The organism is Corynebacterium matruchotii (assembly GCF_011612265.2).
Taxonomy (GTDB): Bacteria; Actinomycetota; Actinomycetes; order Mycobacteriales; family Mycobacteriaceae; genus Corynebacterium; species Corynebacterium matruchotii.
In genome coordinates this window covers 55,048-81,871 of record NZ_CP050134.2, presented here as the reverse complement: position 1 = coordinate 81,871, position 26,824 = coordinate 55,048, and the positions used below count along the sequence as shown (strand labels likewise).

General features: G+C 59.4%; 15 protein-coding genes. 3 read left to right on the top strand and 12 right to left on the bottom strand.

The genetic code is table 11. The annotated features are described in order from the left end of the window. Nucleotides 1-81 precede the first annotated feature (81 nt). The 3 genes from HBA49_RS00320 to HBA49_RS00310 all read right to left on the bottom strand — a co-directional run bounded on the left by HBA49_RS00320 (nucleotide 82) and on the right by HBA49_RS00310 (nucleotide 7,262). Nucleotides 82-1,632, bottom strand: coding sequence for an acyl-CoA carboxylase subunit beta (locus tag HBA49_RS00320; RefSeq protein ID WP_034995851.1), 1,551 nt, complete (start codon nucleotides 1,630-1,632; stop codon nucleotides 82-84). Nucleotides 1,633-1,653: 21 nt separating this feature from the next. Next, nucleotides 1,654-6,561: a polyketide synthase Pks13 gene (gene pks13, locus HBA49_RS00315; protein ID WP_005525091.1), complete on the bottom strand. Its 4,908-nt coding sequence runs from the start codon at nucleotides 6,559-6,561 to the stop codon at nucleotides 1,654-1,656. A 497-nt stretch (nucleotides 6,562-7,058) separates the two neighbouring features. Further along, nucleotides 7,059-7,262: a hypothetical protein gene (locus tag HBA49_RS00310; protein WP_126299114.1), complete on the bottom strand. Its 204-nt coding sequence runs from the start codon at nucleotides 7,260-7,262 to the stop codon at nucleotides 7,059-7,061. A gap of 498 nt (nucleotides 7,263-7,760) precedes the next feature. Between HBA49_RS00310 and HBA49_RS00305 the strand changes: the two genes are divergently transcribed. Further along, the gene (locus HBA49_RS00305; RefSeq protein WP_225866021.1) at nucleotides 7,761-8,561 is read left to right on the top strand and encodes a hypothetical protein; all 801 of its coding nucleotides are present in this window, start codon (nucleotides 7,761-7,763) and stop codon (nucleotides 8,559-8,561) included. A 729-nt stretch (nucleotides 8,562-9,290) separates the two neighbouring features. Here HBA49_RS00305 and HBA49_RS00300 read toward each other — a convergent pair. Continuing rightward, entirely contained in the window at nucleotides 9,291-11,144 is a 1,854-nt protein-coding gene (locus HBA49_RS00300; RefSeq protein ID WP_005525476.1) for a FadD32-like long-chain-fatty-acid--AMP ligase, read from the bottom strand. 136 nt (nucleotides 11,145-11,280) lie between these two features. On the opposite strand from HBA49_RS00300, the gene HBA49_RS00295 reads away from it, so the two are divergent. Next, nucleotides 11,281-11,730: a P-loop nucleotide/nucleoside kinase family protein gene (locus tag HBA49_RS00295; RefSeq protein ID WP_005525131.1), complete on the top strand. Its 450-nt coding sequence runs from the start codon at nucleotides 11,281-11,283 to the stop codon at nucleotides 11,728-11,730. Here HBA49_RS00295 and HBA49_RS00290 read toward each other — a convergent pair. The 8 genes from HBA49_RS00290 to HBA49_RS00255 all read right to left on the bottom strand — a co-directional run bounded on the left by HBA49_RS00290 (nucleotide 11,720) and on the right by HBA49_RS00255 (nucleotide 23,330). After that, on the bottom strand, nucleotides 11,720-12,634 hold the full coding sequence (locus HBA49_RS00290) for a cutinase family protein (RefSeq protein ID WP_005524788.1): 915 nt from the start codon (nucleotides 12,632-12,634) through the stop codon (nucleotides 11,720-11,722). The two genes, HBA49_RS00295 and HBA49_RS00290, sit on opposite strands and share 11 nt — an antisense overlap. Nucleotides 12,635-12,653: 19 nt before the next feature. Continuing rightward, on the bottom strand, nucleotides 12,654-13,202 hold the full coding sequence (locus HBA49_RS00285) for a DUF732 domain-containing protein (RefSeq protein WP_005522522.1): 549 nt from the start codon (nucleotides 13,200-13,202) through the stop codon (nucleotides 12,654-12,656). Next, nucleotides 13,202-15,178 (bottom strand): alpha/beta hydrolase-fold protein, encoded by a 1,977-nt coding sequence (locus HBA49_RS00280; protein ID WP_005524865.1) that lies wholly within the window; start codon nucleotides 15,176-15,178, stop codon nucleotides 13,202-13,204. The genes HBA49_RS00285 and HBA49_RS00280 overlap by 1 nt, the downstream gene beginning before the upstream one ends. A gap of 246 nt (nucleotides 15,179-15,424) precedes the next feature. After that, entirely contained in the window at nucleotides 15,425-16,441 is a 1,017-nt protein-coding gene (locus HBA49_RS00275; RefSeq protein WP_005522520.1) for an alpha/beta hydrolase, read from the bottom strand. A 442-nt stretch (nucleotides 16,442-16,883) separates the two neighbouring features. Then, complete coding sequence (locus HBA49_RS00270) at nucleotides 16,884-18,719, bottom strand: arabinofuranosyltransferase AftB family protein (RefSeq protein ID WP_005525329.1); 1,836 nt, start codon at nucleotides 18,717-18,719, stop codon at nucleotides 16,884-16,886. Between the two features lie 952 nt (nucleotides 18,720-19,671). Beyond that, nucleotides 19,672-20,769, bottom strand: a complete 1,098-nt coding sequence (locus HBA49_RS00265) for a decaprenyl-phosphate phosphoribosyltransferase (RefSeq protein ID WP_005522518.1) — start codon at nucleotides 20,767-20,769, stop codon at nucleotides 19,672-19,674. A gap of 18 nt (nucleotides 20,770-20,787) precedes the next feature. Further along, a complete protein-coding gene (locus tag HBA49_RS00260) occupies nucleotides 20,788-21,309 on the bottom strand; it encodes a phosphatase PAP2 family protein (RefSeq protein WP_005525101.1) in 522 nt (173 codons plus the stop codon). A gap of 20 nt (nucleotides 21,310-21,329) precedes the next feature. Next, a complete protein-coding gene (locus HBA49_RS00255) occupies nucleotides 21,330-23,330 on the bottom strand; it encodes a glycosyltransferase (protein WP_005525278.1) in 2,001 nt (666 codons plus the stop codon). Between the two features lie 949 nt (nucleotides 23,331-24,279). Here HBA49_RS00255 and HBA49_RS00250 point away from each other — a divergent pair. Beyond that, nucleotides 24,280-26,814 (top strand): VaFE repeat-containing surface-anchored protein, encoded by a 2,535-nt coding sequence (locus tag HBA49_RS00250; RefSeq protein ID WP_005525262.1) that lies wholly within the window; start codon nucleotides 24,280-24,282, stop codon nucleotides 26,812-26,814. Nucleotides 26,815-26,824 lie beyond the last annotated feature (10 nt).

The window sequence follows — 26,824 nt, the reverse complement described above, 5'->3', positions numbered from 1 at the left end:
GAAACCCAGCTAACGGAAATGGGCTGGTCGGGGTAATCGGGAAGGGCGGGCGCCGGCGGGCACCTACGCGCCCACCCTGGCCTACATGGGGGAAATGGTGTGCTTCTTCGGCAGGTCGTGCGCTTCCTTGGTCTCCAACTGGCGCAGGGCCTGCCGGAGGGCCAGGCGGGTTTGGTTGGGCTCAATCATGGCGTCAATATAGCCGCGCTCAGCCGCAACATAGGGGCTGGTCATGTTCTGGTCGTAAAAGTCCATGAAGACTTTCTTCATGTAGGCGCGCTGCTCCGGCGGGGCGGCATCCAATTGTTTGCCCTGGATCATCACCACCGCGGCCGCGGACCCCATCACCGCGATTTGGGCGGTGGGCCAGGCCAGGTTGATGTCGCCAGACAGGTTTTTCGACCCCATGACCGCGTAGGCCCCACCATAAGCCTTGCGCACAATCAGGGAAACCTTCGGCACCGTGGCCTCCACCAGGGCAAACGCCAGCTTGGCGCCGCGGTGAATCAGACCCACCTTTTCCTGCTGCACCCCGGGCAGGTAGCCGGGGGTGTCCACGACGAAGATCAGGGGGATGTTGTAGGCGTCGCAAATGCGAATGAAGCGGGCGGCCTTATCGGCGGCGTCGGCATCAATACAGCCGGCGGATTCGATGGGCTGGTTAGCCACCACCCCCACCGATCGGCCATCAACCTGGGCGAAGGCGGTAATGATGTTGGGGGCGAATCCCGGTTGGACCTCTTGCACGTCAGCGTCGTCGAAAAGCTGGGCGAGAAGCTCATGCATGTCGTAGCCGGCATTCGTGTCGTCAGGCATGAACGAATCCAACTCGGGGGTGTACGCAACCTCGGAATCGGGCTGGCACTCATACACCGGGCCCGGGTCGTGGCAGGTCAGGGGCAGGCGGGCGAGAAGATCGTGCACATAGTTGAACGCATCCTCCTCATCGTGGGCCACATAGGAAATATTGCCGTTGAGCTCCTGCTGGCGAGCCCCACCCAAATCGGCGGACGTGATGACCTCACCGGTGACCTCTTTAATCACCGCGGGGCCCGTGATGTACATTTCGGCCTCACCATCAACCGCAACGACGAAATCCGTGGTCACCGGCGCATACACTGCCCCGCCGGCGGATTTGCCCATCATGATGGAAATCTGGGGGCTGCGGCCGCTGAGCGGCAACTGGCGGCGGGCAATCTCGGAATACATGGCCAGCGACGTCACCGCGTCCTGGATGCGGGCCCCACCGGAGTCTTGGATACCAATGACTGGACAGCCGATCTTAATGGCCATGTCCATGACCTCGCACACTTTCCGGCCGAACGTCACACCCACGCTACCGCCGTACACGGTTTTGTCGTGCGCGTACACCACCACCGGGCGACCATCAATCCGGCCGTAACCAGTAACAACCCCATCCGAGTAAGGGGCATCCGGCTCGTCGGGAGTGCGGCCCAGGGCCCCGATCTCCACAAACGAACCGGAATCCAGCAGCCTGTTGATGCGCTGGCGGGGAGTGGTGCGCCCCGCCTCATCGCGGCGTTTCCGGGAGTTTTCGCTACCCGGGTCTTGTGCCTTCTCCAGGCGGGCGCGCAGGTCCGCCAGCTTGCCGGCTGTGGTATCCAGACTCATCATCACCTCTAAAGTTTGCACTTACATGTGGGAGATACGGGAAATACGCTCGGTCAAGGCACGCCCCACCTTGCTGATTTCCGGCTCGTCCACCACGGCCAAGTGATCGCCGGCCAGTTGAACAATCTCCAGATCATTTACGATAGCTGACCAACCGCCGTCGTAATGAATCTCAGCGTAGGCCGGCTCTAATTCGATAGCCCCGTCATGCATGCGCTCCGACCGGAACAGCATGACCGGCACATCCACATCCTGCCAGCGGTGCATGTCCACCGTATCCAAAATCCGGTTGTCCACAAACGACGCCCGCTGATGCTCCAGCACACCGGCGCTCAACCCATGCTCCGACGGGTCGGTGTTGGCCAGGAATTCCGCCATCATGGTAAGCAGGGCGTCCTCGCCGGCGGTTTCGAGAATCTCGTACGGCACCGGGAAATCCAGGTTGTAGGTTTTCTTAGCGAACTTGGAATAGCGTTCCCAACGTTTCTTGGTTTCCTCCATGGTGTCCGGCGCCGGGTGGGCGGGCTGTACCGTGTCCAGCAACGCGATGGTGGCGACCTCAACATTGGTGTTCCGCAACTGGTGTGCCACCTCATAGGCCAGCACGCCGCCGAAACTCCACCCACCCAAAATGACCGGCCGGCCATCGCTATAGCGTTCGATTTCGTCCAGGTAGGCGGCGGCGCGTTCCTCCAAGGATCCTTCCAACCGCTCCACACCGTAGACGGGAACCTCCTTCGGCAGGCGACGCATCAACGGCTGGTACACCACCGAGGAGCCACCGGCCGGGTGGAACAAAAACACGCTCGGAGCTGTGGATCCGGCCGGACGTTCCCGCAGCACCCGAATGTTCCCAGACACGTCGGACTCCAGCCCCTCCCGCACCAGGTTAGCGAGCGGCTCCAAAGTTTCCGCGGCCAACACCTGGTCGGCGGTGATCTCCGTGCTGGCGCGTTCGTTCAAACGTTCGGCAATTTTTTCGGCAACATCACGGGTGATGTCCGGCAATTCCGAGGTGACGCCGGCGGCCGCAGCCCCGGTGAGCCCGGCCCAGGTTGCAAACACGAGGCGTTCCGACGCGTCCCGCGGCGCCACACCCACCCCGTGGGTTGCTTTCTTTTCTTGCTTGACGACGCCCTCCGGTTGCGTTTCTTGCTCAGCAACCGTGGGCTTTTCCTCCTGCAGCTGAGCCGCAGGCTCCTCAGGGGCCTTGGGCTTCTCGGCCGCCTTGGGGGCGTCGACAGGCTTGGCGGACACAGGCTCGGGGGCCGGCGTGTCATGCTGCACCGCCACCAACTCCTCCACCATTCGGACCGCATCCGCAACCGACGCATCCCGCAACGCCTGCACCTGCAAACTCGGCAGGGAGAAATCATGCTCAATACGGTTCTTAATCCGCATACCCATCAGGGAATCCAACCCCAGGTCAATCAGCGGCAACTCGCCGGGCAAATCCTGAATGTCATAGCCCATGGCCTCCGACACGATCAGCCGCATGCGCTGCTCCACCGTCTCCCCACTGTTCGGATCCCACTTCAACGACTCCGACGACACATTATCGCTCAGCGGCTCCGACGCCTCCTGGCTCTCCACCACGGCGGGAGTGCCCAACACCGGCTCCACATTCCCACCCAGGGAAGAAGCAAACCCCTCGGCAACAAGCATCACCGTGTTCCCCAACACCTGGTGAATCGCAATGGTCAACCCGCCCAAATTCCGGGAAGCCAACACCGACAACTCACCCGACGGCGGCAACGTGGCCTTCTCCTCCACCGCAACCAACGTAGCGCCCGGCGCGAGCTCCATGACGACCGCCTCCATGAGGGCGATCGGGGACGGAACCGTGTCCGCAAGCGCGTGGAACGCAAACGTGCCATCCGGGAGGGACACCTTCTGCCCCAGCAGGGAACCGGAACTGCCGCCGGCGGCCGGCCGGGCCGAAGTCCAATAGCGCTGCTTCTTCCACGGCATGGTGGGGGCGTCAATAATGGGCCCGGCCCCATAAAGGGCGGCGAAATCAATGGGGGCGCCGGCAACATACAGCTTGGCCAATAGGTCCGGAATGGTGTGGGTGTCCGGCACTTTCCGCTTGAGGGCGTAAAGAAGTTGGGCGTCCGGCTTGCCCACGCTGAAGGCAGTGTTCATCATGCCCATGATCGCCACCGGGTTCGGGGCGATCTCCACCAACGTGGTGTGGCCGGCGGCGAATGCTTGTTCGATAGCGTCTTGGAACCACACGGACTGGCGGGTACACCGCACCCAATAGTCGGCGTCGTGCACGGTCTCACCGGGCTGGTACACCCGGCCCCGATCCACGGAGCTAAACAGGGGCAGCCTCACCGGGTGGGCCTGAATCCCGGCAATGGCGGCGGCAAGCTCCCCCAAGAGAGGCTCAACCGCGCTGGTGTGGCCGGCACCCTTCACATTAAGAAGCCGGGCGAATTTCTCCTCCGCCTCCAGCTTGGCCACCAAATCAAGAACCGCCTGCCGGGGACCACCAACGGTGGTCATGCCCGGACCTGCGTAAACGGCGGGTTCAATGCCGGCAAAGTCGGGGTTTTCGGCAATGAAATTGTCGAGCTGCTCCACCGAAAACTCCACCACCGCCATGGCACCCAGCTGATCCTCGGGCAGGGACTTTTCCCCCTCCCCCATGAGCCGGGACCGGTGGCAGGCGATGAGCATGGCGTCCTCGGCGCTGAGGCCGCCGGCGGCGTAGGCGGCGGCGATCTCGCCCATGGACATACCAACCACGGCCGCCGGGGTGGCGCCCAAGGTGGCGAGGTAGTCGGTGAGGGCGATTTGGATGGCGGTGATGGCCACCTGGGCGGTTTCCGTGTCGTACGTTTGTTCGTCATCAAGGATGATGTCCCGGATCGACCAGCCGGATTCGAAATCGACAATGCGGTCAAGTTCGGTGAGCCGATCCCGGAAGAAGGGAGCATGGGCGAACAGGTCTTTGACCATTTTGCGGTGCTGCGACCCGAAACCGGAATACACAAACACCGGGCCGGTGGGGGCCGGCGAGTCGGCAAGGGCCACGCCCTGGACGACCTTCCCGTCGGCCACATAGCGGAGCCGTTTGGTGGCCTCCGCCACCGTGTCGGCCAGGACGACCGCCCGGGAGCGGGCGTGGTTGCGGCGGGTGACGGAGCGGGCCAATGCCGGCAGGTCGGTGTCATCAAGCGTGGTGACGAAATCGGCGAGGGTGGCGGCCAGGTGGGCGCGCCGGGACGGCAGCAGGCCGGACACCGGCAGGGCAACCTCGGCGCCGGCCAGGGCGGGCTCGGCGGGGACGGCCTGCGCCTCGGGGCCATAGTCGGCGGGGTTGAAGTCGCTGAGCACCACGTGGGCGTTGGTGCCACCGAAGCCGAAGCCGCTCACGCCGGCGAGTTTCGTGCCGGAGTATTTGGGCCATTCGCGGGGGTCGGCCACCACCTCCAGGTGTTCGGCGTCGAAGTTGATATAACGGTTGGGTTCCGTGAAATTCAGGGAGGGCGGCAGCACATTGTGTTGCATGGCCAGCACCACCTTGATGAGGCCGGCCGCGCCCGCGGCGGATTCGGTGTGGCCGAAATTGGTTTTCGCGGAGCCAAGTAGGGTGGGGGTGGCCGGGGTGCGGTTGGCGCCCAAAACCGCGCCCAGGGCGGTGGCCTCGATGGGGTCGCCCAGAATGGTGCCGGTTCCGTGGGCTTCTACGTAGTCGACCTGGGATGGGTCCACGCCGGCGTCGGCGTAGGCGCGTTGCAGCACATCCACTTGGGCCTCCGGGTTGGGGGCGGTGAGACCGTTCGAATGCCCGTCCGAATTGATGGCGGATCCCTTGATGACGGCCAGGATCGTATCGCCGTCGGCAAGCGCGTCGGAAACCCGTTTCAGCACGAGCATGCCGGCGCCGTCGGAGCGGACAAAACCGTCAGCATCGTCGGAAAACGCGTGAATCTTGCCGGTGGGGCTAAACACGCCGAGCTCACCAAAGGCGGTAGAAACCCACGGGGCGGCCAAAATATTCACGCCGCCGGCAAGCGCCACATCGGCATTATGTTCGCGTAAATCGCGCACAGCCTGATGCACCGAGACCAGGGAGGAGGAGCAGGCGGTATCCACGCTGATAGAGGGGCCGCGGAAATCGTACACGTAGGACACGCGGTTAGCGATGATGGAGCTGGCGGTGCCGGTCAGGGCGTAGGGGTGTGCCTCGGCGGGATCGGCGGTAATGAGCATGCCGTAATCATTATTAGAGGAACCCACATACACGCCGACCGGCTTGCCGCGCAGGGTATTAGCGGGAATCCGCGCGTTCTCCAGGGCCTCCCAGGTGAGTTCCAACACCAGGCGCTGCTGGGGGTCAACGTTCACGGTTTCCAGTGGTGATAGGCCAAAAAATTCGGCGTCAAACGCGGAAATGTCCTCCAGGTAGCCGCCGGTGAGGTTGACTTCCTCCATGCGGCGGCTCATGACGGGATCGTTAGCGTATTCCGACCAGCGGCCAATGGGCAGCGGGCCAATGCCGTCCCTGCCTTCAACAAGGAGTCGCCACATTTCGGTAAGGTTGGGGGCACCCGGGTAGCGAGCGGCCATGCCCACCACGGCAATATCGTGAACGCTGGGGTCGGTGGCGCTAGTGGCATGAGCGGTGCGGCTGTTGTGGGCGGCGCCGGCGCGTTCACCCTGCGCGCCTGCCCCCAGGCCTGGGCCGCCGGCAAGGAGCTGCTGGGCGAGCGCCTGAATGGTGGGATATTGGTAGGCAATAGTCGCGTCGAGCTGCTTGTCCAGCAGGTTTTCCAACTCCCCGGAGAGGATCACCACGTCGCGTGAGGATAGCCCAAAGGATTGCATTGGCTTGTCATCGGTAATCTCTTCGGCGGGCAAACCGGTGGTTTTTATAACCCATTGCCGAAGCCATTCGCGTAATTGTTCTACGGTCATGGCGCCGACTGGCTGCTCCTGTGTCGTATTTCGATCAGTCAACGTAATCCTTCACTCGCGCTTGAAAGCTAATCCCAAAAGTCACAATTCGTATAATTTTATATCGAGTGAAACATACTAGATGTTTCAAACTCACCTATCGACTCTCGTTCACTCCATGTAAACGTAACACTGAGCAACATTAGCGCTTACCTGGGGCTACAATCAAAATGTTGAGAGGCTGCATGTTTACTGATCCTAGCTTTTCGACGCCCCAAGGGGGTGACCTCAAGGGGGTAAATTCCCAACCCCTAGGCCCCCTCCCTCCGCGGCCTTCACCGCCGGCGGCGTCGGAGAGCCTGCCAGGGGTGGCTCCACCGGGACCTCCGCCCCAGACGCCAGAAGCCCCGCTCTCACCTTCCCCCTCACCCGCCGCACCCGCCGCCCCCTGCTCGTTGCGTTAGCTGGGTTTCTCCCTAAAACCAGCCTAAAACCACCCCAAATCCAGGGAAACCAAGCTAAACCTCCGGCAGCACACCATTCCACCACAGCCACAACCACGCCCACGACCACCGCTCGCCTCGCTCGCTCCCCTGGCGCGGCTCCCACATGTTCACCCCGCCAGTCCCACCGGGCCCGGACCCACCAGTTGCAGCAACCACAGCGGCAGCCGCCGCCGCGTTAGCTGGGAAACCGCCTGAATCAGCCCTGTCTTGGACCATTTTGGCGGGAACCCCAGCTAACGCGGCGTGCACAGACAGCCACACCGCACACCATGCGCTGCACCCAACTCACCCCTGGCCTGCCTCCCCCATTACCCACCCCGGAACCACAAGCACCCCCACCACAAGTAGCACCCGGTGGAAATACGGCAGCTAACAAAGGCCATAAAAATGGTCAGACAACCCACCGGAAAACGATCGGGGGTAAACGGCGAACATCACATTGCAGCGTATGCAATACAGGAGTAAAGCTAAAAGAGAAAGCGCCTCTCACCAGGAGAAATGGTAGAAATGATGCCACCATCATGCGGGTCTGGAACGCTGGAGCTAGTGCACCGGCCCGCAAAACTCACCCCCGAATTTACCAACACCCACATGCGACTAGCCGGATTCTGGTGGGTTGATCGACAGGCCTACCGGCGAGCGCCAGCCTATCGGAGATTCGAAACAAATGTCGAAGCGGTGGGTAGATCCCTCCGGAAAGGGGTCATCAGTGGGATGGCGGCTGCAGTGATTCACAAAATCCCTATCCTCAATGAGTCGCACCGCTCCCTGGTGGACGTCACCCCACAGGAGCAGCGGAAACCCCCTTCTAGATCCCAATGGCCGGCCATTGTTCACTATCGGTACGCGGATTTACCGGAGGAAGACATCACCGAAATTAATGGCACCAGAGTCACCACGATCGAACGTACATTCGCAGACATTTGTGCCATGAATGGCGAGGTGGAGGGACTAGCTTTCCTGGAGGCCGCGATCCGCCGATTCGGACGTCGCAAAGAAAAGTTTTGGGCACACCTGAACCATCACCACGGGCGTTGGGGCACGCGTAAAGCTTGCAAAGTGCTCGCCCAGGCGCTCTACGGGATTGATTCGGTGCAGGAAACTTACGCGCGGTACGCCATCACGCACGCGCTACCCAAGCTGACTGTGGACGCGCAGGCGATTTTTAGTACCCCCAGCAAAAATCCAAGCTTTACGACGTACTATCGAGCGGATCTACTCGTCAATAATTGGCTCATAATTGAAATTGACGGCGCCATCAAATACCATGGCACACCCGAACAACGCGCGGAAACATATGCAAAACAAATTGCGCGCGAACAAAGTATTGCCAAGCACGGATATTATTTTCTTCGGGTCGCGCCATCCCAAATTGGGCCGGCGCTCATTAACCACATTAACAATCTCACCACCCATATCCACTATGACCAGCTCCCCCACCAACACCAGCTGGTCAACCTGAGCGTGGCGCCGCCCTGGTGGCAATTGCGTGAGGAGCGGATGAGCCGAAGGTAACCTAGGAAGTTTCGGGGGAGGGCTCAAGGGGGTGGCGTGAGCCGGGACGGGGGCTTTTGGCATGCCTCCTAAAGGGGAAATCGAGGAATCAGAGAGAGTTAGGGAGAGTTGAGGCCCTAACACCCATCATGAAGCATCCTCTGGCGCGCACCTGCGCCTGCCAAACACCTGCTAAGTGGCTGGCTGCGCCCAGCTGCAGCCAGCAGCGACTGCCTCTGCGACCGCCGGCACCAGCGTTAGCTGGGTTTTCCCCGAAAACAGGCCAGATCAGAGCCGAAACAGGGCAAAACCCAGCCAAAGAGTTAACGGACCGCGGAGAACCACAGGCCACGATCCCACCGGAACGTCTAAGCTAACACCAACAATGGTGAGCGACCGGCGATCCTCCCAACCACCAACCCCAGCACCTTCGTTTTGCCCTCTCCCTACGCCCCCCAGTCTGTGTTAGCTTGGGTTTCCCCAGAAAACAGGCCAGATCAAGGCCGAAACAGGGCAAAACCCAGCTAACGGGCTGACGGGTTGACGGGCTAACGGGCTAACGCGGACCAGTAGACCAGCGAGCCAGCGGACCAACCACACAAACCACAATCACAAACTACCCCTGGAGCCCCTGGCGCCAGGCACCCGGACGTGGAAAAGGGCCTGGCTCGCTCGCAGCGTTGGCAACATTGGCCAAAACACAAGCCAGGCCCATCAGGTCCACCCGGCCCACCGAGAGGACAGCTTTCGCTAGTCGGCGGCAGCCTCCTGATAGTGCTTCTTGTTCACCCGGCGAGCAATCTTACCGGCGGAAGAACGGATGATGGTGTCCGGGGCGGTGATACGGATGTCGGCAGGGACCACGCCATGAGCTTCCGTGACGGCGGCACGAATGGCGGCAATAGCGTCGACATCATCGGCCTCAACCTTGTCAAGGTCACGCTCCGCAAGGATGATGAGCTGTTCCACATCATCGCCCTCAACAGCGAAGGCCGCAACGGCGGCCGGCCGGATTTGGGCCGAGGCGTGAGCAACCGTGTACTCGATGTCCTGCGGATAGTGGTTACGGCCGGCGATGATGATGAGGTCCTTGAGCCGGCCGGTGATGTAGACCTCGTTGTCGACAATGACAGCCAGGTCGCCGGTGGCCAACCATTGGGCGTCGGCAGGCGCGCCGGAAGCCCGGGAATTCTCAGCCAACGGGGTCACCAGGGTATTATGGAACGTCTCTTCGGTTTCCTCGGGGCGATTCAGGTAGCCGGCGGCAATGTTAGCGCCATAACACCACAGCTCACCCACGGTACCGTCGGGAACCTCGGCGCGGGTTTCGGGGTCAACAATCGCAAGAAGTTGCGGACGCACCACCTGGCCGTTGGAGGCAAACGACACCGAATCCTCATTGCGCGCAACCACCACGCCGCGGCCCTCGGACAGCGCCTCCCGATCAAAATAGTTAATCAGGGGACGATTCGGGGTTTGTGGCGTCGTGACCAGCAGCGACGCCTCAGCCAGGCCGTAGGAGGGGCGCACCGCAGCCCGATGCAACCCATGCTCCGCAAACGCCGAAATGAAGGCCTCCATGGACTTTTCGGTCACCGGCTCGGAACCTAAAATCAGGCCATCCACCTGGGACAGATCCAAATCCGTGCGGGCGGCGGGCAGCCCGTAGCGCATGGCCAAATCCATGGCAAAGTTCGGAATAACCGAATACACGTTTTCGCCCTCATGCTCCGCGTGCAACTGGTTCACCCACCGGGCGGGCTGCTGGATGAAGTCGCGGGGCGACATCAGGTCCATGTTCAGGCCGAGAATGGTCACAAAGGTGGCCAGCACGATGCCCATGTCGTGGTGCAGCGGCAGCCAGGTGACCAGTCGGAGGGGGGTCTTCAACTGGGCGGCGGTGAAAATCTGCAGCACGTTGGTGAGAATGGACCGGTTGGTCAACACCACGCCGGCCGGCACCCGGGTGGAGCCGGAAGTGTATTGCAGGAAGGCGGTCAAGTCCACCGGCAGCTTGCCACTAGCAGCCAGGAATTGCTGGGCGGCCGGGTTTTCCAGGGGGTTGGTAAAGCTTTCAGCCAGGGAGTCCGGCAGGGAATCCACCGACAGCACGCGGGGCCGCTCCCGGCCGGGAATGTCGGCGAAGAACGTCCGCACCGCACCGGCAGACCGAGCATTGGTGAGCACAGCCTTGGGGGCGGAATCCGAAATCACCGCCTTGAGGTGGTCGGCATGACCGGGCTCATTGGGGTCGTACAGAGGTACCGGCACCATGCCGGCATACATGGCCCCCAACATTGCGAACACATATTCGGGGGAGTTATTGGCAAGGATGGCCACCCGGTCACCAATGGTGCCCACCTGCTGCAACCTAGCCGCAACAGCCTTAATGCGGGTATTAATCTGGTCACGGGAGTATTCCACGATTTCCCCATCGCGGGACTGCGAGAAATCCCAGAATCGCAAGGTCTTTCGACCAGTGGTGCCAGCCGCCTTCTCCGTCTGGTAAAGGACTTCGCACATGCCGGCGAGCGTCACCTCAGGCTGGAGGGTGATCTCACCTTTCTCGTTGAAGAACTGGCCGATAATCGCATGTAAATCCATGTGTCTCCTCGATAAAATCGATTGAAATTGCGCTTCTGGTTACTCCATCGTAACCAGCCACCAGTGTATTACTTGCAGAGCAAAATGAACTCTCATTCTCCCAAATTGACAGCAAATTCCAACCTAGACTTGGGGCATGAGCAGACTCATCGTTTTCGCCGGTCTACCAGGCGTGGGCAAAACCACCCAGGCACGATCGCTTGCCGACGCGCTCCGCGCCGTCTACCTCCGCCTCGACACCCTGGAGGCACCCTTCATCCGCATGGCCGACAACAACGACCTCAAGGACTACGGCTACCAGGCCATCGCCCACCTGGCGGGCGACAACCTAGAACTGGGCCGCACCGTGATCATTGATGCGGTCAACCCCATGCACCACACCCGAGCCATATTCCGGGATCTGGCCGAAAAGCATCGGGCGAGGCTCATCCAATTCGAATGCGTGCTCCCGGATGAGGTTGAGCACCGACGGCGCGTCGAAAAGCGAGGAACCCTCAACTGGGACGAGGTGCTCGCCATCACCGCCTACTACGAACGGTGGGACGAACACCTCGACGGTCGCCGAAACATCATCGTTACCGGTTAATGAGCCCCTTTGCCCATTCCACAACCCACTGATTTGCGGTGGTGTCGGGAATCACATAGGGGTTGGTGGCGTACACCGAGTGCACCCCATTGGCCTGCACCATTTCGGTGGCGCGGCCCAGGGCATTGCCGATCTCCCGGGGGGCGTCACAAATGGCATCGTTCGGGGCGCAAATTTCGAACGTACGATCGTTCAGGGCGCCGAAGCCGCCCTGCCGGGGACCCCGCATGGTGGCGCCGGGCACGACGGGCTGCACCAACAGGTTGAGGGGTTGTAGGGCGATTTCCGCACCCACACCACCGACCGGGTTGCCCACATGCTGGCCCACGTTGGGTTCCCGCCGACCGTCGGCGATCAATGCCACGCCCCGGATCCGCTCCGCCGGAACCACCCCAGTGCCGGTGCCGATCTTATTGGCAATGTCCCCAGCAATGACCGCACCCTGGGAGAACCCGGTGAGGATGTAATCGGTAAGGGGGCATTCCCGGAACACGTCCCGCATTTCGGTCTCCATGGTGGCGATGCCTTCCTCCCGGGATTCGTCATACGGCATCTCGTTTTGGGAGTTAATGTTCTTGAACTGCGCCGTGTACGGCAAGGTCCACACCTTCACCTCGTGGGCCGGATAGGCTTCCTGCAACGGCCGGGAAATGTTCAACATGAACGATTTGGGGTTCGCTGTAGGGTTGAACGGGTCATCGGTCTTGGAGGATTCCCACGTGCCGGGCGCGACAAGCACCTCAACCCGGGGACAGTGGTCGGGTTGGGTCACCATGGTTGCTTCGGAGGTTTCGGGCGGGCCGACCGGCCCCCCCTTATTGGTTTGACTCAACCATTGCTGCGCACCTGCAGCAACCACAACAATCACCACAAGCGCGGCAAGAACGGTGAGAACTTTCTTCATGAACTTCCTTGGATCGGCGTTAAGAGCAATATGCCTTGCGTGCCGACGTTTCAATCAGGGAAACGGTCTCTTCGGGCGACAGCGAGGTACGCTTCTGCTCCACCAATTGCCCACCGACTGCCTGCACAGCCTGCGGGAATTGGTTTTGGCACACAACCTGGGCGGCGCCGATCATTTGGTTTTCGGCGCCTTCCACCTTAATACCACCAGCCGTGAGGGCGTCGAAGTAGGTCTTGTCCGCATCGCTCAACTGTTGGGCCGGCGTGGGAATGGACGATACTTCTTGGGCTGGCCCATCAGCCGGCGGGGCGGCGTTACCGCTCTCGCCGGCATCACCGGAGCCACCAGCCCCGTTAGCCCCACTAGCGCCGGCACCAGCGCCATCGGAGGCCCCGGCCGCACCTGAAGTTGCACCCGAACCACCGGAGCCCTTCAGGGGCGCGATGGGGGCTTTGGACGTGGATGCCGTAGCATCATCGCTCACGGTGGAACTACCGCAGGCGCTGAGGCCAGCACCAGCGGTTATGACGGACAGGGTAAAAATTCCTGTCGCTAACAGGCGTTTCACTAATTTCGCTCCTCGCGGACTTTGCCATTGGATTGACTCATTTTACCACCCTGGAAGGTGATGGAACCGCTAGCAGACTCCTGATCGGAGGTGGGGTAGCCATATTCACCCTGCTCGTAGCCCTTTTCGCCCCAAGCCTTATAAATGTCACCGTAGTAGATAACGTGAGCGCCGGTGGCGGGGGACCAGTAAATGTTGCCGTTTTCGAACTCTTGGAAGGCGCCACCGTTGATGGACTTCTCATCAGAGGTGGGGTAGCCCAGTTTGGACTTGGCGGTTTGCAGCTCACCGTACTTGGCGGCAATGGCGCCCCGCACCCAGTTATTAGCACCCTTGGGGTTACGGGTGACGTAGCCGTTTTGGAACTTCTGCACCAGGCCACCGTTGTGTTCGGTAGCTTCGGCCACTGGGTAACCCAGGTCACCGTTCTCCCACTTGAGGTCGCCCCACTTGTTCACAATGTCAGTGGGCACGGCAATGGCGTCGGTTTGCAGGGTCCAGTAGATATTGCCGTGTTCGAAGGTGACGAACCGGCCACCGTTTGCGAGCCCGCGTTCCGTGGAGGTGGGGAATCCCAGCCAGGAGCCGGGGCCGCCAAGCTCGGTGTACACGGTGCCGATGCGGCCGTAGAGGGCCTGGGCGCCAGTGTTCGGGGACCAGAAGGCGCGACCGTTGGTGAAGTCCTGGCCCTTGCCGCCGGCCACGTCGTATTCGTTGTTCACGCAGTTGCCGATGACGCCGCCCTTGGTGGCTTCGGCGATGGCCCCGACGGGGGTGCAGTCGGCGCCGCGGTCGGATTGCGACAGGTTAAGGGCCCCGGCGATGTGCGGCCAGGCCTGCCCCATCTCAAACTGCCAGTAGGGCCAGTCGTGCACGCCAGAGGGCCGGAACACCGAGGTAACTTCCACCCCATCCCGGCGGGCAAAGTCGACAAAGGTTTGGGTGGTCATGCGCGAAATAACTTCCAGCCCAATACCGGCGGCATTCGCCGGATGCTTTGCGACGGAGCCCGGCTGGCCGAAATCATCCCGGCCGGAGCCGGCCGACACATACACCTTCATCCCCTTCAACGCCTTAATGCCCAGCTTGGGGTCGTGGTCGATCCACTGTTGGGAGCCGTCCGGCCCCCACATGGCCTCGCTGTGGTATCCGCCAGCATCCTGTTGGGCGGTGCGGATAGCATCGGGCATGCCGGGGCTGGTGGTGTCCAAATACCCGGAGAAGGAGCCCACAAACTTAAACAGGTCGGGATTACGTTCCGCCAGGTTCATGGCGGCGGTGCCACCCATGGACAGACCGAAGATGGCCCGGTCGCCATTGGCCCGATAGCCGTTCTTCAGCACGGGGATAAGCTCATTGAGCAGGAAGGACTCCCACATGTAGTGCTTGCCGTTGTCTTCGGACTGCCAGTCGGAGTAGAAGGAGGATTCGCCACCAACAGGCAAGATCACATTGACGTTCTTGTCGGCGAACAGTTGTTCAATGTTGGTTTCGCTAGTCCAGCCGCTTTCAATGTCGGTGGCCCGCAACCCGTCGAGGGCCCACACCTCGGGGAATTTCCGATTCGGCTGGGAATGCCAATCGCGGGCCAACAGCATTTGCACCTTAACCACGTCTTTCGGCATGACCTTGGACTTAATTTGCAGTTCGATGCGCCTATCGGTGATCCACTTGACACGCTCCACCGACACCCCATCGGGCAGACCATTGATTTGGGGCCGCTCGTCCACGCGAATAGGGGTGCGTTCCACTGCATTGGTATCAAGGTAGTCGGTCAAGCCATTCAGGGAGGAGCTCCCCAGGCTTCCTGAGCTTGACGAATTACTGCTACGGGATTTGCTAGTGCTCGTGCTAGTTGGCTTCGCGCTGGTGGTTGATTGCGCCACCGCTGCGGGAGGAAATAGCAGGGAGACTCCCAAGCCAATGGCCACCGGAAGGGCGGCTATTTGGTAGGAACGACGTTGAGTTACACGCATTATGTTCAATCCTTCAAGTTTTTAGTACTGAGCTGATTCACCGGGGATTCCCCTGCCCTGGCGATTGTAACGGTCTGTCGGCCTCACAGGAATATTCGTCGAAAAGCTCACAAATGTTACCTGCCAAGTGTAAAGGCGCCATAGTGCCTTGCTGTGCGGCGCACCGGTAAACCGACAAAATGCTACCGGGGCATCGCAGTCCCAACAATTGCGATACCCCGGTGACTTCTTTCCGTTATGTGTGGATTACCAAGCTTGCATGACGTCAAGCACGCGGTTCTTGGTGAGGTTCAACTGGTAGTTCCACTGCAACCAGTTGTGGATGCCTGCTGCCGGATAGTTAACGGTCACATTCACGCCCTCAGCGCGCGCCTTGGCCTCCCACAGCGTGGTGGTGTACAGGCTGAACGCCTCCAGGATGGAGCCGGTGATCCGGTCCTTCACTTCGTAGCGCATGATGTCGTCAGCACTCCAGAAACCGCTGGCTGCGGAAATATACACGTCCTTACCCCTGAGGGCACCCATGTTCCAGAAGGGGTCGTTCTCGTACCGGTTCGGGTTGAACATCGAACCGTACATGTTATTGACGTTGAAGCCGCCCAGGTCCAGCATAGCTAGACGCACCAGGGTGCTCATGCCCGGGCCGGACATGGTGAGGTAGCCAGACCAGCTCATGGCCTGCTTGAACATTGCCGGGTTGCGGGCTGCCAGGTTCAGGGCGGCGGTACCACCCATGGACAGGCCGGCGATGGAGTTGTTGTTCCTGGCAACACCGAAGTTGCCCTCCAGGTAAGCCGGGAGTTCCTTGGTGAGGAAGGTTTCCCACTTAAACAGCGGGCCGTCACCGGTGTAGTTAGCGGGCCGTAGCCAGTCTTGGTAGAAAGTACCCTGACCACCAACGGGCATCACCAGGGTGATGTTGTGGTTAGCGTAGAGCTCCGGGGCATTGGAGTCGGTGGTCCAGGCATTTGCTCGTTCGGTGGCGCGAGCACCGTCAAGCAGATAGAACCCAGCATTACCGCCTCGTTGTGCCGGTTGAATTTGCACGGTGATGTTCCGGTTCATGGCTGGGGAAAACACGTCACAACGCTGAACCCAGAAGCCAACCCCATCCCATTCACAAGCCCCGGTGGCGTCAGGACGCAACCAGTCCCGCGGGCCAGCAGTAGCTACGCCCTGGCCCGCCACCGCCAGAACGGAAGCAGCGGCAACTGCGGTGACAGCCGCCGCCACCTTCTTTATCGCGCGTGTCATGAACTTCATGCTTCTCCTATGATTCAGGTCAGATAATTCACTTCTCGTGAAACTTCTTGCTCTTAGGTTTTGTAGTGGTTCACAGCAAAGAGCCAACTAAATGCCTAAACTTTATAACAGGGATATAAATTAGTCCACCTATTTTGTTACCTAACCATCCACAAAATTTTGGTAGCAGACCTATCAAATTCATTCACTACCAGCAGTAATAATAAAATCACCCACTACACCTATATTGGGTTACAGGGGTAATTTCTTGGGGTATATAGGGCGAGAAACTCAGGTGATTTTTCGTCGATTTTCACCGGCATTTTTCGACAATCACGCAGCCGAATTAAAGGCAGTTCTCAGCTACCCCGGGGGCAACTCTTTCCCTAATCTTGGGTAACGTTCACACTTTTGAATCGCTTTTAACTATCGTGCTACCGTCCCCCAATCGAGGTTAGCAACGCTAGCGAACCGGATCTAATTTGATGTCCCGAGGCCAATTTATCGGAAGCGGATCCACTACAGGCAGGGGGCCTTGGTAGGCGGCCGGGTCCTCCTGGAACTGGAGGGTCCGCCCTGCTCCCAGGCTGAATTTGATGTTGGCAAGGAAGCGTTTGAAGGTGAGCGGGCTTCGGTACGAGGCGAAAAGTTTTTGGTACTCCGGGGTGTACAAAATCTCCCGGGCACGCTTCACATATGCTTTGTCCACCCAACTCGGCACGGCGTCCAGCGGCACGGCCGAATCCGCCACCTGCCATTCCAAGGGCAGGTTCTTGTCGTGCCCCACCCGCCCATTGACGACCCGGGGTTGGCGGCCAGCCAAGGGGTTGGCCAGGCCCATATTGTCGAGCACCCGCACGTCCAGGGGGGCGTTCATACTGGTCATGCCCAGATTAATCATGGTAAGCGACAGCGGCATGTCGGCCAGGTCGGTGTGTTCGGTGGTGCGCGGCCGCGGCTCCCACGACAACACCAAAGGATGCTGACTCAGGCGAATCTGAAACAGTTGGGCATCATGGGCGGCACGTCCCTGCTCCAGCATGGGCACGAAATTATTCATATTGCGGGCGGTGAGGAAGTCCTCGGCGTAGCGGGTGGGCTGGTCCCGGTAGGTGGCCAGCTGCCAGAAAATCCGCTCGTCCACGATGCGCAGCGGGGCTTCGTCCCCCTCGGGAAGCTGGTAGGGGTGCCCACCTAGGACCGTCGCAAAGCTCCAGCCCATGCCGGCGATAAACAGCCCAGCAGCCGCCACGGTCGTTGGAATCCGCTGCCGATCAATCACCACAACGCTCACCGGCAGCAGCAGCGTGAACAACGGCAGCAGCAGCATGCGCCCATGCATGAAATCGCCGCCCACGCGCAGCACATAAAGGAAATGAATCAGCGCCGCCCCACACGTCAACCCAATGACCACGGTGCGTCGATTCACGCTTATCGACGCCTCCCGCGTGGCGTTCCACACCCGCAACCCGGCAGCCGCCGCAGCAATGAGCACCCCCAACCACAAATGGTATGGGGTCACAAAATCCATGAGGTAAAACCAGCCATCACCCCACTGCGACCCCGACGCCGACTTCGCCACCGCGGTATGCGGCACCAACAGGCCGTAATAGCCCATGCGAAACACCTGGTAGGCCAACGGCACCGGGATGGCCGCCAAGAGGATCTTCCACCAATTTTTCCGATCCATAATCAGCAGCATCAGGCCCGACAAGCCCCCATACAATGCCAATTCTGGGCGCACCAACCAGCTCAAGCCCGAACAAAACGCCAACAGATAGCTGTACTTAATCCCCCACCGCAGCCTGGCATCCTCCACCCACTGAACCATGAGGAACCACCACGTGGCAATCCACAGCAGGGACAGGCCCCACTCCAGGCCCGAGGTGGCGAAATCCCGGGCTGGCGGCAACGAAATGTACAATATCCCCCCAAAAGGCAGGAGCAGCAGCCGATTATTGCCCTGATAGAGTTTCGCAGTGGCCACGGCCGCAATGAACAGGGCCACAGTGGTGAAGACCAACGCCGCCCACAAGGCAATAGTCTCCAACCGGGAACCACTTATCAATGCGCCAATATAAATAATGTATTGCCATAGGGTGGAGGTGTTTGTTTCCACCCGCTCCCCCGCATTAAAAACCGGCCCGTTCCCAGCGAGAAGATTACGGACCGTGCGCAACACAATCAACCCATCATCGCTCATCCAACGGCGCTGCCAGCCGCCGTAAAACCCGAGGGCGGCAACAACGACTGCTGATATAACACCGGAGAGCGTGGTGAGAGAGCGGGCTGTGGTCATAGGAAGATATCTTAGCAAGCGGCGAGTTTGAATCCGTCATCCCCCAACGGAATGAGCTTGAGGTTTGACGCCTAGGGTTGGGGCTTGAGGCTGGTTCCGGGCGGCGGGCGTCGCGGTGGGCTGCCACAGGTCACCGCGGGTACGGACGCGGGCAGGCCCGAGCGTTAGCTGGGAAACCTCCCTGAGGCAGGCCAAAACCGGGCCAAACCAACGGAAACCAAGCTAACGCAGGAGGGGATATGGTGAGGAATCCTATAGGAGGGGCAAGCATGGCAGCCTGGCAAACCTGCCAAAACCATTAGCTGGGAATCGTAAAAATCAGGCCGGTTTCCGAGCCGCCCCAACGCGAACCCAAGCTAATACTCGGGCCGGGAAAGGGGCGAAAAACCACAGACAATGAATATGACCCGTCAAACCTGACGCTTCACACCGGTCAAAACCTGGCAAAGCTCCCAGCTTGAGCGTTAGCTGGGAAACCTCCCTGGAACCGAGCACAGCGGCCTGCGTTGATGCGAACCCAAGCTAACGCAGAAAGGAAGCAGAGGATGCCATGGTGAGATCCGAGACTCCCGGATGGAATCTCTAGGCGTGAAAAATCGCAAAGTTGAGCCGTCAAACCATTAGCTGGGAATCGTAAAAATCAGGCAGGTTTCCGAGCCACCCCAACGCGAACCCAAGCTAACGCTCGGGCCAGGGAAAGAGCGGAAAACTACAACGCCGGGAATCCGGCCTCCTCAACCTCACGCAGGGAAACCAGGTGAAGCCAGCTCGCCCCACCCCAAACGTCCCGCTCGGGCGTTAGCTGGGAAACCTCCCTAAGGCAGGCTAAAACCGGGCCAAATCGACGGAAACCAAGCTAACGCAGGAGGCCCCGGGAGGCGGGAGGCGAGGGATCCCGTGGGAGAGGTGAATGGGCTGGTGCCGGGAGGTGGCGTCGAAAAGCGGGCTGGGGTTAGCCCAAAACCGGCACCAAATACACGGCAACACCTATACAAGCCAGCCATGCCACGGCCAAAATTTGCAGGGTCCGGTCGCTCAACGCCAACTCGTCGGGGGCGCCGCCGGCACCGCGGTCAACATCCGCCGCATACCGAAGAATCGCAACCGTGAACGGCACCATGGACACCTGATACCACACGGCGGCGGTACCAGCGGCCTGGCGGGCCATCTCGAAACCCCATAGGGCGTAGGCGATCACCACGGAGGTGGCGGCCAAAGTCCACACAAACCGCAGGTATGTGACGGTATACCCCTCCAAGGCCTTGCGGATCTTCGCGCCAGACTCCTGCGCCAACAGAATCTCGGCGTACCGCTTGCCTGCGGCCATGAACAGGGAACCGAACGCGGCCACCAACAGGAACCACTGCGACAGATAGATGCCCGCGGCTACACCGCCCGCCATGGCACGCAGCATAAACCCGGAGCTCACCAGGGCAATATCAATCACCGGCTGGTGCTTCCACCCGAAGCAATAGCCCAGCTGCAACACGATATACACCACCATCACGATCACCAGCCCATGGCCGGATGATGCAAGATAGCTCACCACCACCGCAGCAAGAATCAGGACCACTGCCAGCACATACGCCAGCTTCTGGGGCAGCATCCCGGAGGCAATAGGCCTAAACCGCTTCGTGGGGTGCGCCCGGTCGGCCTCAATGTCGCGGGCATCGTTAATAAGGTAAATGGAAGATGCCGCGAAGCAGAAAGCCACAAAGGCAATGGCAACGTCCACAAGTGTGCTGGTGGCGAAGAGTTTAGCCGCGCCGGCGGAAAGCGGCGCCGCCAGGACCAGCACGTTCTTCACCCATTGTTTGGGGCGCAGGCCTTTGATAATGGCGTCTACTAGATTTTTGGGCGGTTTTTTCCCGTGAGTGTCATCGGCTGACTCCGCCGCCGGGGTTGCCGGAGTTGCCGGGGGTTGCGCCGCGTCGTCAACGGCGACTTCGGCAGCCCCCGCCTCAGCCACCTCGGACCCTGCCTCAGCCTCGGGCAGCGACCCGGCCTGTGTGTCAGCCTCTGATTCTGACTTCTCTGGCTTCTCGCTCATGAGCTATCCTTCTTTCCGTTACGCCCCACGAACCCCACATTGGCCGCAGCCGGCAACTTTCCGGTCGATAACCTGCGCGGTTACGGCCCCCACAATTGCGCCGGCCAGCACATCGGTAGGGTAATGAACACCAAGTACCATACGGGATAGCATCATCACTGGCACCCCGAGCAGCGGCAACGGATTCCTAGTGATTTTCGCCAACGTCACAAGCGCCGCCGTGGTCGATGTCGCATGTGAACTGGGGAAACTCAGCTCGCTGGGGGTTCCTACGCCCACTTGAATGCGGGGATCGTGCGGCCGTTTCCGTCGCACAATTCGCTTGACGACGACACTTAGTGCGTGGCTCACAAACGCCGCCGCCATCAGTTTGAACCACCGGCCGCGATGGTTTTTATCCACCAACGCCCCGATAAATCCCAATCCCAACCACCCCAAGGAGTGCTCCCCAAAGTGGCTTAAACCGCGAGCAATGCGGAAGATGCCGGGTGTCGCCAAGCGGTCTTGGAGGGACACCAGGATGTCAGACTCGTTTTTCACTAATCGCTATTCTTTCTCACTCAGCTTTTTTGGTTTAGCTTTTCCGGTTTCGCTGTTGCGGCTTTTCCCGATCCAGCTTTTTCTGGTTCAAAGATTTTCGCCCAACTTTCCCGGCTCACCAAATCAGGGTGGGCTGCCCGGTATTGTACCCGCAGCACTTCGAAGCGTTCTTGGAGTTGCTTGTGGAGGGCACGGGTCTGCTTGAAAAGGTCTTTGGCCTGGGCCAGGTCGCGTTTCCGGAAGACCACTCCCCGACCGTCGGCGGTGGCCACGGTGGCGCCGTCAACCCGCGAGAGGGAGAACCATCGGGCCTCGATCGGGGCGAGGTTGGCTTGGGGAACCTCGTGGTGTGCCTTGTTTTCCCGGCTGAGGGAGTGTTTGATGCCTTTGGCCAGCCACACGGCCTTTTTCAGGGGGGCGAGCCGGCCGCCAATGTCCTTGATAGGCACGCCGGGGATGCCGGTGGGGCGGGGCAGTTCGGCGGCGGAGGGCAGGATGACGGCGTCGGAGTAGTTTTTCCGAATCGCGGCAATCCGGGGCAGGGAGGATTCCAGGATGTCAAACAGGTTGTCGGGCCCCTGGAGGAAGTCTTTGATTGATTCCAATTGAATGGCCACTGTCGAATATTCCAAGCACATGAGGTGTTTGATGGTGGCTTTCAGCATGCTGCGGATGATGCCGTCGATGGGACCATCGTGGTGCATGGCGGCCACCACCAGGCGGTTGCGCAGGTGGAAGTAGGCCTGCCAGTCGATGGCGTCGTCTTTATCACTCCAGGCCATGTGCCAAATGGCAATGCCGGGCCAGGTGGCGGTGGGGTAGCCGTGGCGGGCGGCGCGCAGCCCGTATTCGGCATCGTCCCATTTAATAAAGAGCGGGAGGGGCTGGCCGATTTCTTCGGCAACCAGCCGGGGAATCATGCACATCCACCAACCATTGAATTCGGCGTCGATGCGCCGGTGCAGGTCACGGGAGTTAGGGTGATCGGGCTTGTCGCCGGGTTTGCCAAGGTCGGAGAGCGGGTGGGCGGCAAAGTTGTGGTCGTAGTGGACGTGGGGTGCGGAGGTCCACATGAAATCGCCCCGGTTGATGATTTCGCCCATGGTGTGCAGGTGGCTGCGTTCTTGCAGGTTAAGCATTTGGCCACCGATGAGCATGGGTGATTTAGCGTAGCGGGCGGCGGCCAGGGCACGCAGCACGGAGTCGGGTTCGATAGCGATGTCGTCATCCATATAAAGAATGTAGGGGGATTTGGCGGCGCCGGCCGGCCCGTCCCCCAGGGCTTCGTACATGATGCGGGAGTAGCCGCCAGAGCCGCCAAGGTTGCCTTGGCGGAATTCGTGGAATCGGTCGCCGAAGTGGGCGACGGCGTTTTTGTAGCCGGGGTGGTCGGCGGGGTGCTTATTACCCTGATCGGGCATGATAATCGTGTCGATGACGGCATCGACTTCGGGGTCTTGGGCGAGGGCTTCGAGAGCGGCAACGGCGTCGTCAGGCCGGTTGAAGGTGGGAATGCCCACGGTCACCCGCGGTTCGAAAGGACCAACTTGGGTGCCGTCGGGAAGCGTCTGCGCTTTGGGCGCGTGGGGGGCGTACCAGCCGGCCTCTTCCACGGTCACGTCGGTTTCGGCAGTGATGTCCCACCAGAGCCACCCGCCGATTTCGAAGGGGGCGAGGGAAAGGTTGAATTCGACCTCACCATTTTTCACCTGTTTACCCTCGACCCCGATGCGGGCGCCGTCGAATTTAGAGCGGTAAACGTCGATGCGGGCAGCCCCGGTGACCCTGACTTTAAGAATAACGGAATCGAGTTGGGACCAGCGTCGCCAATAGCTGGCGGGGAAGGCATTGAAGTAGGAAAGAAAGCTGACCTCGCTACCGGCGGTAATAGTGATACTGCTGCGGTCGGTCCACATGGCGCGTTGCTTGTTGTATTCGGATTCGATGAGGTACAACATGCGCACATCGTGCGGCTCACCAACGCGAGGCAGTAAGAAGCGCTGCAACCGATAGTCGTTCATAAAGTTACCTTCCTGGTAGATCCTTAGGATAAGAGTTTCTCCCTAAGGGTAGTGCGTAGTTGCTGGTTGCCGCTAAGCTCCCCACATCAGTGTGGGTAATTGGGGTGGTAATTATGGTTTTACCCAGCAATGATTCGCCTTAAGTAGGTTTATTATTGGAAACTTATTTAGACGGGTTTCTTTCTCGCTTTTCGACGCCTAAATTCTCAGGTAAGCCTTTTGCTGCTAGCCATGGCTCTATAATTCTTATTCCAAATGAATAGAACCTTTTCTACGGCTAAGAGTTCGACGGTTTTTTACTGGATAACCGCGATATATTCGCCAAATTTTATCTATGCCGGGCTATAGGCGTTAATCGCTTCACAAAAGCTACCGATACCCAAAGACGCCAAACGGGGGTAGGTATTTGCCCCCATAACCCCTAGATTGAGGTAAGAATTAGAGATATTTTTATAAAGAAATCCCAGTGAAAATGGTAACGGTTCGGTCTCGATGAAGAAAATGAGAACATTTTAATCAACCCATAAATCACCCCCTCCGGTTTTTAAAAACCACAACAACGATCGAACATATGTACAACATTAATACACCTAATACCTATATAATAAATGCGTTAAAGTGCTGTTTTGGTGAATAATGGATCGAAAATGAGTTAGTTTTCACTCTTAAAATATGGATATTTCCCAAATTCCCCATCGGGGGGATATTTCGTGGGTTACGGGCCCATAAAATGCCCGATTAGCATAACTGATATGTATGATTAGGTTTCAAATCACACCCCTCTGGGGCAGTTTTTTTGGATCGGTTTTCCAATTAACATCTAATTCTTGAAACGGTTCAAGGAACCATGCGTTATTGCCGAACGCATCACCTTAAGAATCCGTTATCAGGTATCAAGTTCGCCTTATCGGTGACTCGTCTAGCGGAGTCGCCAGAAAACGATGGGTCAATGCTTTCTCAACATAGTCTCAATAAAGGCCGGTCCAAGCGGCTGGTCAGCGCAGTGGCAGCGTTGTCACTATTTTTTGGCGCAGCTCACGTAGCACCTACTGCAAGCGCACAGGAAATCGGCGCCAAGTTCAGCATCACTGAGGACGAAAAAGGCTACAAAGTTACAGATGGTTCTAAGACCATCCTCGCCGAACTCTTCAGCGCTACTTCTGGTAGCGAAAAACGTCTCGCATACTGCAATGAGTTGGAAGTGAACTTCCACGAAACCAATGATGCTTATGCTGCTAAGTGGTCTGAGTTCCCCGGTAATAACAATTTTAAGAAGGACGAAACCGTTCGCCGGAAGGTCAACTGGATCGCTGCCAATAGCTACCCAGCCGTCAGTTATGAAACCGTACTCCAAAAGGCTGGCGTAACCTCCACTCAGGTCTCCAAGCAGTCTGTGATCGCCCAAACCCAGGCCGCCATCTGGAACCTGGGCTCCGGCTTCAACTACAAGGGTCTTGCCCACGGTCAAGGTACCGCTGAAGAACAGCAAAACGCCAAGAAAGTCTACGAATACTTGCTCGGCCCCGCCAACGTGGGCCGTGCGGAGTCTACCTCTGTGGACCTCCAGGTCGGCTTCAAGGGCAAGGACAGTGCAACGCGCCAAGCCAATGGCACTTTCGGACCTTTCACCCTAGACACCAACGCCGATTCCGTGGAAGTGACCGCCGAAACCGGTCAGGTTGTCGACAAGAATGGCAATGCGTTCCCAGCCAATGAGATCAAGAAGGGCCAAGAGTTCTACTTCAAGGCCGAAGAACAAGCAGGTTCCGCCAAGCTAATTGCTAAGGCTGCTTCCTCCGAGGTCAATGGTGCCCTCATCATTTCCCCGACCGCTAATAATAACCATTATCAAACCCTGATCGTCACCCACGATAAGGAAAAGACTAAGGAAGCCGAACTCTATATTGAGTGGAAAGGCACCAACGCCCGACTCTCCACCACCGCCCGCAAGAAGGGTGACGAACATTCGCAGCGGGTGAAGTCCAAGGGCGGCACCATCGTTGACATCGTGGCTTATGAGGGCCTGATCGTCGGTAAGGAATATACCCTGAAGGGTCAGTTGTACGAGCGGCGAGTCAAAGAGGGGACTGACACTGTTGAAGCCGTTCCAACCGACATCAAGTCAGAAAAGAAGTTCACACCCACCCAGGAAAAGGACGAGGTCCACCTGGAGCTTGAAATCCCCGAGGGCTACGCTGGCAAGACCCTGGTTGTATTCGAAGAGGCCTATGGCCCCGACGGAAAGCTCATCGCCAAGCACGCCGATATCAACGATGAGAACCAAACCATCTACGTCAACCAGCCATACCAGGACATGAGTAGCGATAGCTCCGCAGCTAAGACCGGTTCTGCCGGTGCCATGTTCGCTGGCTCCTCCAAGTGCTTCTCCGGCGGCGCAGCCGGTGGCTCTTCCAAGAAGGAAGACAAGAACAAGGGTTCCCTGGGTGACCTGTTTGCCGGTTCCTCCAGCCTCTTCGGCGGCGATAAGGACAAGGATAAGGGTGGTTCCGACAGCAATGGCGGTTCCACCAACGGTGGCAACGGTAACGGTAACGGTGGCTCCAACACCCAAAATGGCTCCACTGGCGACAATAAGGACAACAACGGCTCCACAAGCGGTTCCACCGGTGGCGGTAACGGCAATGGTGGTGGCAACGGCGGTGCCAATGGCGGCTCCGACACCAAGACTGGTTCCGATGCTGGTGCTGTTGCTGGTTCCGCTGGTGGCGCTCTCACCGGCTCCTCTTCCGATAAGGATAAGGACAAGAAGGGCTCCACCGCTGGCTCCTCCGGGGACAACAAGGGTAATGGCAACGGCCAGGGTGCAGGTGGCTCCGACGGCAAGAGTGGGTCTGACGCTAACTCCACCTCCGACACCAATGGCGGCTCTACCTCTGGCTCCTCCGGCGAAGGTAAGGGCAAGGGCCAAGGCAACGGCACTGGCCAGGGCAACGGTAACGGCGGCTCCACCGCTGGCTCTTCCGGCGAAGGCAAGGGCCAAGGCAACGGCGGCGCTAATGGTGGCTCTGACTCTGAGAACAAGAACGGTTCCGCCGCTCTGGCTGGCAGCACCAGCGGCGCTGACTGCGGTGGCGCCCTGGCTCTCGGCGCCCTCGCCGTTGGTGGTTTGGTCCTGACCGCGGTTGGCTTCAACGTTCTCGCCAAGAACGCAGCCCCCGCTCCTCTGGCTGGCGCAGCCGACCCGAAGAGCGACACCAAGGGTGCTGCCCCGGCCGCTGGTGATCCGAACAACAAGAACGCCACGAACTCCAACACCAAGGGTGCCGAGCCCAAGGAAAAGGGTGTGGCTCACAAGGATCCCAACACCTCCAAGATGGATGTCAAGAGCGCAAGCCCCGCTAAGAGCAACTCCGCACTGGCCAACACCGGTGTGAGCGGCATCCTGATTATGCTGGCAATCGCCGCGGTTGCTGCGATTGCTGGTGGTGCACTGATCTTCTTCGGTCGTCGTAAGAAGAACTAAAATCTAGCAT